Annotated in this window: 7 protein-coding genes and 1 tRNA gene; 2 read left to right on the top strand and 6 right to left on the bottom strand. The window is 62.1% G+C overall.

What is annotated here, in order from left to right:
* Positions 1–443: 443 nt before the first annotated feature.
* Positions 444–1,592: a galactonate dehydratase gene (gene dgoD / locus VFE81_RS11890; protein ID WP_074765636.1), complete on the bottom strand. Its 1,149-nt coding sequence runs from the start codon at positions 1,590–1,592 to the stop codon at positions 444–446.
* A 252-nt stretch (positions 1,593–1,844) separates the two neighbouring features.
* Between dgoD and VFE81_RS11885 the strand changes: the two genes are divergently transcribed.
* Complete coding sequence (locus VFE81_RS11885) at positions 1,845–2,549, top strand: FadR/GntR family transcriptional regulator (protein ID WP_325044780.1); 705 nt, start codon at positions 1,845–1,847, stop codon at positions 2,547–2,549.
* A 49-nt stretch (positions 2,550–2,598) separates the two neighbouring features.
* Here VFE81_RS11885 and VFE81_RS11880 read toward each other — a convergent pair whose 3' ends face one another.
* Positions 2,599–4,137, bottom strand: a complete 1,539-nt coding sequence (locus VFE81_RS11880) for a DHA2 family efflux MFS transporter permease subunit (RefSeq protein WP_325044779.1) — start codon at positions 4,135–4,137, stop codon at positions 2,599–2,601.
* Between the two features lie 148 nt (positions 4,138–4,285).
* Between VFE81_RS11880 and VFE81_RS11875 the strand changes: the two genes are divergently transcribed.
* Positions 4,286–4,729, top strand: a complete 444-nt coding sequence (locus VFE81_RS11875) for a MarR family transcriptional regulator (protein WP_325044778.1) — start codon at positions 4,286–4,288, stop codon at positions 4,727–4,729.
* 129 nt (positions 4,730–4,858) lie between these two features.
* On the opposite strand, the gene VFE81_RS11870 is transcribed toward VFE81_RS11875, so the two are convergent.
* The 4 genes from VFE81_RS11870 to VFE81_RS11855 all read right to left on the bottom strand — a co-directional run bounded on the left by VFE81_RS11870 (position 4,859) and on the right by VFE81_RS11855 (position 8,864).
* The gene (locus VFE81_RS11870; protein ID WP_325044782.1) at positions 4,859–5,188 is read right to left on the bottom strand and encodes a hypothetical protein; all 330 of its coding nucleotides are present in this window, start codon (positions 5,186–5,188) and stop codon (positions 4,859–4,861) included.
* Between the two features lie 85 nt (positions 5,189–5,273).
* A tRNA-Met gene (locus VFE81_RS11865) sits at positions 5,274–5,350 on the bottom strand.
* An 86-nt stretch (positions 5,351–5,436) separates the two neighbouring features.
* Complete coding sequence (locus VFE81_RS11860) at positions 5,437–7,095, bottom strand: MFS transporter (protein ID WP_325044777.1); 1,659 nt, start codon at positions 7,093–7,095, stop codon at positions 5,437–5,439.
* A 230-nt stretch (positions 7,096–7,325) separates the two neighbouring features.
* A complete protein-coding gene (locus VFE81_RS11855) occupies positions 7,326–8,864 on the bottom strand; it encodes a sensor histidine kinase (protein ID WP_325044776.1) in 1,539 nt (512 codons plus the stop codon).
* Positions 8,865–8,867: the final 3 nt, after the last annotated feature.

Genomic DNA, 8,867 nt, shown 5'->3' with positions numbered 1-8,867 from the left:
AGCATCGCGCCGAGGATGCGAAGCACACCGAACACCACCAGCGCGCCGACAGCGGCCTGTTCGCGGATCAGATAGTCAGGAAGAAATTCGCCCATGATGTTCCCCAATGCATTTGTCGTTTGAGTGCATTTGAGCAAGCAGTGGGCCATGCGTATGTCTGATGCCGAACAAACGGCTTGAGAGCCTTTTTCAGCAAGGCTTTGAGCGATGCGGGGGGGAGCCCGGAGAGTGGCGGAAAAGGCGGTTTTCGACCCTTTCGGTCTCGGATGTTACGTAACTGCGAGGCCGCGAACGTGACGCCACCGTAACGCGTGGCCACCGTCTGGCTGAGGCGTGCCCGGCTCGATGTATCGCCGGATTCGCGCTATGCGGTCGTCCAGCCACAGAAAAGACAACGCCGCCCGCAGGCGGCGTTCGATCATTCAGGCAAACCGCTCACACGCTTACCATTCCGCGACGCTGCCATCCTCATGGCGCCACACCGGATTGCGCCAGCGGTGGCCGACCTTCGCCATCTCGCGCACCTTCTCTTCGTTGACCTCGATGCCGAGGCCCGGGCCTTGCGGAATCGACACGAAGCCGTCTTCGTACTTGAAGACCTCCGGGTTCTTGATGTAGTCGAGCAGGTCGTTGCCCTGGTTGTAGTGAATGCCCAGGCTCTGTTCCTGGATGAACGCGTTGTAGCTCACCGCGTCGATCTGCAGGCAGGTGGCCAGCGCGATCGGACCGAGCGGGCAGTGCAGCGCGAGCGCGACGTCGTACGCCTCGGCCATCGACGCGATCTTGCGGCACTCGGTGATGCCGCCCGCGTGCGACGCGTCCGGCTGGATGATGTCGACGTAGCCGCCCGACAGAATGTGCTTGAAGTCCCAGCGCGAATACAGGCGTTCGCCCAACGCGATCGGCGTGTTGGTCTGGTTGACGATGTCGCGCAAGGCTTCCGCGTTTTCCGACAGCACAGGCTCCTCGATGAAGAGCAGCTTGTACGGGTCAAGTTCCTTGGCCAGCACCTTCGCCATCGGCTTGTGCACGCGGCCGTGGAAGTCCACGCCGATGCCGATGTTCGGCCCAACCGCTTCGCGCACGGCGGCAACGTTATTGATAACGCCTTGCACCTTGTCGAAGGTGTCGATGATCTGCAGCTCTTCCGAGCCGTTCATCTTCACAGCCTTGAAGCCGCGTTCGACCACGGCGCGCGCGTTATTCGCGACATCGCTTGGGCGATCGCCGCCGATCCATGAATAGACCTTGATCTTGTCGCGCACCTGGCCGCCGAGCAGCGCATGAATCGGCACGCCATGATGCTTGCCCTTGATGTCCCACAGCGCCTGGTCGACGCCGGCGATCGCGCTCATCGTGATGGGGCCGCCACGGTAGAAGCCCGCGCGATACATCACCTGCCAGTGGTCTTCGATCAACAGCGGGTCTTTGCCGATCAGGTAGTCGGACAGTTCTTCGACAGCGGCTGCCACGGTATGCGCGCGGCCTTCGACCACCGGTTCGCCCCAGCCGACGATGCCCTCGTCGGTCTCGATCTTCAGGAAGCACCAGCGCGGCGGAACGATGAAGGTTTCGAGCTTGGTGATTTTCATGGTGTGCGTCTCCTGGCGGCCTGGGTGCCTGCGTGTGCGGGCAATTTCGAGGATTCACATCCTACAACAAAAGCGCGTTTAAGTACTATTAATAGTACTATTGGCCAAATATTGGCCGGGCAACGGCAACGGCGAGGTCGCGGCCGAGCGCCGGTCAGCATGACCAACGCCGGACCGGAGCCGAAGCCATAGGTTGGCAGGTCGGGATGCCCGATAATCGCGATCGTTCCGGGCTCAGGCCCGATATCAATAGTGCCGAGAGGCCGCTGGGAGAAAGCTATTCAGCACGATCTGCATGGGCGCGTCGCGCATCTGCTGGCGACCGCGATTCTGCGCGGCGACTACGCGCCTGACTCGATCCTGCCGCGCGAGGCGGAGTTGATGGACACCTTCGGCGTGAGCCGGACAGTGTTGCGCGAGGCGCTTCGCACCCTGACGTCGAAAGGACTGATCGAATCGCGTCCGCGGGTCGGCACCCGGGTGCGGCCGAGACCGGCGTGGAATCTGCTCGATGCCGATGTGCTCGACTGGTACTCGCGCGTCGCCGAGCCGATGGCGTTTGCGCTCAAGTTGCAGGAAATGCGCGAGATGATCGAGCCGTACGCGGCGGGTCTGGCTGCGGCCTCGCACACGGACGACACCTTCAATGCGCTGGCGGCAGCACATGCGTCGATGGTCGGGGCGCGCAATGTCGACGAATGGGTGCGCGCCGATCTGCAGTTTCATTTGAGCGTGTTGACGGCATGCAGCAACGAATTGCTGATTCCGCTCGGCACGCTCATCGAGCGCACGTTGGAAGCGCAACTACGCCTGAATGCGAAACGCGCGGACGTGTTCAACGCGTCGCTCGCGGAGCACACGGCCGTGTTCGAAGCGATCCGCGACCGTAACGCGCCGGCAGCGCGAGGGGCGATGGCGGGATTGCTGGGAGTGACACGCGGAAGAATCGAAGGGTGAGTAGGACGCGAACGCGCCACGGGTTTCGCTCGGCAACTCGCCCCCAACTTTAGTCCATCGCGGCGTGCGCCACCGACGCATCCGGCGCCTGGCGCGACGGGCGGATTAACAGCAGCAGCGGAATGACCAGCAACGTCGCCACGAACATCAGCTTGAAGTCGTTCAGATAAGCGATCATAGACGCCTGCTGGGTAATCGACGCGTTCAGCGCCGCCAGGTCGTAATTCGAGCCGCTATTGAGCATTGGCTGGATCGCCGGATTGAACGGCGTGATATTCGCGACGAGGTCAGCATGCGACACCTGCGTGTTGCGCGTCATCAGCGTCTGCACGATCGAAATGCCGATACTGCTACCGATATTGCGCATCAGGCTGTAGGTCGCGGTGCCGTCGGCGCGCAGTTCCGGCGTAAGCGTGGAGAAGGTCAGCGCGCTCAACGGCACGAACACGAGGCCCAGGCCGAAGCCCTGGATCACGCCAGGCCAGACGATGTCCGATGCCGACAGCACGATCGTGTAATGCATCATCTGCCACAGCGCGAACGCTGAGATCAGGAAGCCGGCGAGCAGCAACAGCCGCGCGTCGACCCGCTTCAATAGTCGCCCGGCGAACAGCATCGCGATCATGGTCCCCGCGCCGCTCGGCGCCGTGACGAGTCCCGTGGTCGCGACCGGATAGTTCATCAGGTTTTGCAGCATGGGCGGCAGCAACGCGCGTGTCGCATACATCACCGCGCCGATCACAAAGATGAAAAACGTGCCGGTGGCGAAGTTCGGGTCTTTCAGCAATTCGTATTTGAAGAACGATTTCTTGCCGACTGTCGCGGTATGCACGAGGAAGAACGCGAAGCTGATCGCCGCGATCAGCGCCTCGATCACGATTTCATGCGAGCCGAACCAGTCGAGCTGCTCGCCGCGATCGAGCATCGCCTGCAGCCCGCCGATGGCGAGACCCAATGTGGCAAAACCGAAGGCGTCGAACTTCGCGTCGTGCTTCGGTTCACGCGCAGGCAGGAAGGTCGCCACGCCGAACAGCGCGAACGCGCCAATCGGCACGTTGATGAAAAACACCCAGCGCCAGTTGTAGCTATCGGTGAGCCAGCCGCCGAGCGTCGGTCCGAGAATCGGACCGACCATCACGCCCATACCCCACACCGCCATCGCCTGGCCCTGCTTTTCGCGCGGATTGATGTCAAGCAGGATCGACTGCGACAGCGGCACCAGCGAGGCTCCGAAAACCCCTTGCAGCAAACGCGACGCGACGATCTGCGTCAGCGTTTCCGACAATCCGCACAACGCTGAGGCTACCGTGAAGCCGCCGATTGCGAAAATCAGCAACCGCTTGACGCTCAGCCGGTCAGACAACCAGCCTGTCAACGGCGTGGCGATCGCGGCCGCGACGATATACGAGGTTAGCACCCACGTGATCTCATCCTGCGAGGCCGACAGCGTGCCCTGCATGTGCGGCAGCGCGACGTTGGCGATGGTGCTGTCGAGCGTCTGGATCAACGTCGCGAGCATGATCGAGACGGTGATCATCGGCCGGTTGAGCGGTGCCGCGGCGCTCGTCGGCGGAGAGTCGGAGGACATGGGCGAGCGGGATCTTCGATATAGTAAGCATGCTTAGTATATCGGCTGCTAGCGCATGCGCCCATCCGGAATTATGCGGAGCCTGAATTGCGCCCGTTTTGCACCCATTCCGACGATGACAAACGAAAGCTTTTCGTATAATCCGCGCATGAACACCCAACTCGAAGAACGCTTCGGCTTTCTGATTTCCGACGTCGGCCGCCTGACAGGCAAGCGTTTTGACGATCTCGCGAAGTCATCGGTCGATCTGACGCGCGCGCAGTGCCGCGTGCTGGCCAACCTCGCCCATTACGGCGACGTCAACCAGGCTCGGCTCGCGGACCTGCTCGAAGTCGCGCCGATTTCGGCGGGACGCCTGCTAGACCGCATGGAAGAGGGCGGCTGGATCGAGCGCACGGCCAATCCGCAGGATCGCCGCGAGCGCCAGGTGCGCATGACGCCGAAGGCCGAGCGCACCCTCGGCAAGGCCCGCAAAGTGGGTGATGAAGTCGCGCTCGAAGCGCTGAACGGTTTTACCGACAACGAAGCGAAGCAGCTTATCGCGCTGTTGCAACGCGTGCGCGGCAATCTTAGTCGCCTCGTGGATCGTTGAGCGCGGGCTCGCCACCGTTTTAGTTAGAGCGGGACCGGACAAAGGTATTGCAAAGGAGCTGGCGCAAGCCCGCTCCTTTTTTCGTTGCGAGCCTTAAAGCCGATGGCTCGCATCTGCAAAGCCATTCGCTTATTTGGATTCGGACGCGGCACCCGCCGGCTGAACCAGTTCGAAGCACGCTGCCTTGGTTTTCGCATCGGCCGGCGACGGGTCGATGCATTTGAATGCGCTCTGATCGCGCTGAACGAAAATCGTATTGGCCGAGCCGGTATCGACGTGGGCGCCATTCACTACCGCGACGATTTTGTAGCCGTCTTGCAGCAACGTCGCAAGCATGAGTGAACTGGCGCGCCACTGACTGTCGGGTGGCGTTTGGGCGTTGACGGTGAGCGGCGACGCGGCGGCGAGAAGCGCGAAGGATGCGGCGGCCGCGGCAAGCGCGGCAGTGCGGAACGTCATCAAGAAACCTCCTTGAAGTTGCTGTTTGGAGAGCCAAAAACAAAAAAGCCGCTGACCTTGTGGATCAGCGGCTTTTTCTTGCAACTGGTGGCGAATCAGGGACTCGAACCCCGGACCTGCGGATTATGATTCCGTCGCTCTAACCAACTGAGCTAATTCGCCGAAAGAAGCGAGATTATGAGGATAGGGCCGGGGGCTGTCAACCCCCGCCCTGCAACTTTTTTAAATCACCTCGTCTGTCAGGCGCCTCAGTCCTGCGCGTAGATATCCGAGTTCTTGGTTTCCTTGACGAACAGCAAGCCGATTACGAGCGTGATGAGCGCGACCACAATCGGATACCACAGCCCCGAGTAGATGTTGCCCTTCGCCGCGACGATCGCGAATGCGGTTGCTGGCAGGAAGCCGCCGAACCAGCCATTGCCAATGTGATATGGCAGCGACATCGAGGTATAGCGGATGCGCGTCGGGAACATCTCCACCAGCATCGCCGCAATCGGTCCGTAGACCATCGTCACGTAGATCATCATGATCGTCAGGATCACCACACTCATCGGCCAGTTGATCTGCGACGGATCGGCCTTTGGCGGATAGCCGGCGGTCTTCAGCGTGGTAGCCAGGGTTTTGTCGAACGTCTTGCCCTGGTCCTTGGCGTCGGCTGCCTTGCCGTCATACGTGTTGATCACCGTATCGCCGACCTTGATCTGCGCCAGTGTGCCTGCCGGCGCCGCGACGTTCTCGTAGTTCAAGCCGGCTTTCGAGAGCGCGCTCTTGGCGATGTCGCAGGAGCTCGTGAACTTCGCGGTGCCGACCGGGTTGAACTGGAACGAGCACTCGTCCGGGTTCGCGATCACGACGATCGGTGCTTTCGCCGTAGCGGTTTCCAGCGCCGGGTTCGTGTAGTGAGTCAGCGCTTTGAACAGCGGGAAGTACGTGCAGGCAGCAATCAGCAGGCCGGCCATGATGATCGGCTTGCGGCCGATCCGGTCCGACAGCGAGCCGAAGAACAGGAAGAACGGCGTGCCGATCAGGAGCGCGATCGCGATCAGGATGTTGGACGTCGCGCCGTCGACCTTCAGCGTTTGCGTCAGGAAGAACAGCGTGTAGAACTGACCCGTGTACCAGACCACCGCCTGGCCGGCGGTCAGGCCGATCAGCGCGAGGATCACGATCTTCAGGTTCTTCCATTGACCGAATGCTTCGGTCAGCGGCGCCTTCGAGGTTTTGCCTTCAGCCTTGATGCGCGCGAACACCGGCGATTCATTCAGTTGCAGGCGAATCCATACCGACACGCCGAGCAGGATGATCGACGCGAGGAACGGAATGCGCCAGCCCCAGGCGCCGAACGCGTCTTCGCCCATGGCCGTGCGCACGCCGAGAATCACCAGTAGCGAGAGGAACAGGCCGAGCGTGGCGGTGGTCTGGATCCACGCGGTGTAGAAACCGCGGCGTCCCGCCGGCGCATGTTCCGCGACGTAGGTTGCCGCACCGCCGTATTCGCCGCCGAGTGCAAGCCCCTGCAGCATGCGCATCGCGATGAAGATCACCGGCGACGCAATGCCGATCGATGCATAGCCGGGCAGGAAGCCGACCAGGAAGGTCGACAGGCCCATGATCACAATCGTGATGAGGAACGTGTGCTTGCGCCCGACCATATCGCCGAGGCGTCCGAACACGATCGCGCCGAACGGCCGCACCGCGAAGCCCGCGGCGAAGCTGAGGAGCGTAAAGATGAAGGCGGCAGTCGGATTGACGCCGGAGAAGAAGCTCTTGCTGATGAAGATTGCAAGTGAGCCGGCCAGATAGAAGTCGTACCACTCGAAAACCGTACCTAGCGACGATGCGAAGATCACCCGCTTCTCATCGTGCGTCATCGGCACGTGCGAGATTTGCCCGCCAACGGTAGCCATATGTCGTCTCCAATATTGATATGTGCACGCGGTCCGCCGGCGAAGGCGTTCCCGTGGAACCGATTATTGGAGTGGAAACTTACGGCGTACTGACGTGGTGGGGTGAAATGGCAGTCTGGGGTGCGAAGAGGAAATTCCCGTCAAAACACGATAACTGTCTTATAAGTTCTTGTAACGCGAGACTAACTTATCTCAATATGGCTGTGGTCAACGCGCGGATCTTTGCTTCCTTAGGGTAAGTCCTGTGGCCGTTTGAGCACATGCAAGCTGATACGCACGAGCGTTCCCGCAAGTCGTGGGGACGTTTGATAGACGTTATCGTCGATCGTCATCTCCCCGCCATGCATCGTCGTGATCTCGCGGACGATTGCCAGCCCGAGGCCGCTGCCGTCGCCTTCGCGGCCGAGAATCCGGTAAAAACGCTCGACCACCCGCGAGCGCTCGGCTACCGGAATACCGAGCCCCGTGTCTTCTACTTCCAGATGCACGAGCCGCGCCGTCACGTCGTGTCGCACCCGCACGGTGATCCGCCCGCCAGCCGGCGTGTAGCGGATCGCGTTGTCGATCAGGTTCGACAGCATTTCCCGCAGCATGACCGGATTGCCGTCGACTTCGACCGGTTCTTCGGGCGCTTCGTAGCCGAGGTCCATCTGTTTGGCGAGTGCGGCTTGAACCCAGTCGCGCACGGCGTTGCGCGCCATCTCCGTCACTTCGACGGGCGTGAAAATCTGCCCGGACATGCGGTTTTCCGCCCGTGCCAGCGCGAGCAACTGGGTGACGAGACGCGCGGCTTGCTCCGAACTGGTGGCGATCTGTTCGAGCGAGCGGTGGACTTCCGCGGAGGCGTCCTGGCGTAGCGCCAGCTCAGCCTGGGTGCGCAAACCGGCAAGCGGCGTTTTCATCTGATGCGCGGCGTCGGCGATAAAGCGCTTCTGCAACTCCATGTTCTGTTCGAGGCGCGTCAGCAGATCGTTGAACGATGTCACGAGGGGCTCGATTTCCGGCGGTGCGAGGCGAGCTTCGAGCGGCGACAGATCGTCCGGGCGGCGCGCGCGGATGTGCGCCTGCAAGGCGTGCAGCGGCGCGAGTCCGCGCGACAGGCCGAACCACACCAGCAGGATCGCCAGCGGCAGGATCACGAACTGCGGCAGGATCACGCCTTTGATGATGTCGTTGGCAAGCTGGCTGCGTTTGTCGAGCGTCTCGGCGACCTGCACCAGTACCGGCTGCGCGCCGGGCGTCTGCGGAAACTCGACCGTCGTATAGGCAACGCGGATATCGTTGCCGCGCAGCACGTCGTCACGGAATTCGACGAGGCCCGGCGGCGGACGGTCTTCCTCGTGCGGCAGAGGCATGTCGCGCTCGCCGCCCACCAGTTCGCCGCGCGTGCCGAGCACCTGATAGAACACGGTATCGACGTTGTCGGCGCGCAGAAAATCGCGGGTGGAGTCGGGCAGCGACAGCTCCGCCACGCCGTTGATCGGATGGATCTGGCGGGCGAGCACGTAGGCGTCGGTTTCGAGCGCGCGGTCGAACGGCCCGTTAGCGATCGACTTGGCGACCAGGTAGGTGACCGCGAGGCTCATCGGCCAAAGCAGCAGAAGCGGCGCCAGCATCCAGTCGAGAATCTCGCCGAACAGCGAGCGCGGGCGCGCCTCAGCGGCGGCTTCGGTCTCGTCGGGCGGGGCGAACGGATTGGCGTAGCGGGCGTCGCGCGCCTCGTCGAGGTCCGCCGCGTGCGCCGTAGCGCGGTCTGCGCGTGCGGACATGGG

This window comes from Paraburkholderia sp., from assembly GCF_035656215.1.
Lineage (GTDB): Bacteria > Pseudomonadota > Gammaproteobacteria > Burkholderiales > Burkholderiaceae > Paraburkholderia.
This window is presented reverse-complemented; position numbering and strand designations above follow the sequence as displayed.

Coding starts and splice junctions, on each gene's coding strand:
- dgoD (WP_074765636.1), bottom strand. CDS start 1,592: ATGAAAATCACCAAGCTCGAAACCTTCATCGTTCCGCCGCGCTGGTGC.
- VFE81_RS11880 (WP_325044779.1), bottom strand. CDS start 4,137: ATGTCCTCCGACTCTCCGCCGACGAGCGCCGCGGCACCGCTCAACCGG.
- VFE81_RS11875 (WP_325044778.1), top strand. CDS start 4,286: ATGAACACCCAACTCGAAGAACGCTTCGGCTTTCTGATTTCCGACGTC.
- VFE81_RS11870 (WP_325044782.1), bottom strand. CDS start 5,188: ATGACGTTCCGCACTGCCGCGCTTGCCGCGGCCGCCGCATCCTTCGCG.
- VFE81_RS11860 (WP_325044777.1), bottom strand. CDS start 7,095: ATGGCTACCGTTGGCGGGCAAATCTCGCACGTGCCGATGACGCACGAT.
- VFE81_RS11855 (WP_325044776.1), bottom strand. CDS start 8,864: ATGTCCGCACGCGCAGACCGCGCTACGGCGCACGCGGCGGACCTCGAC.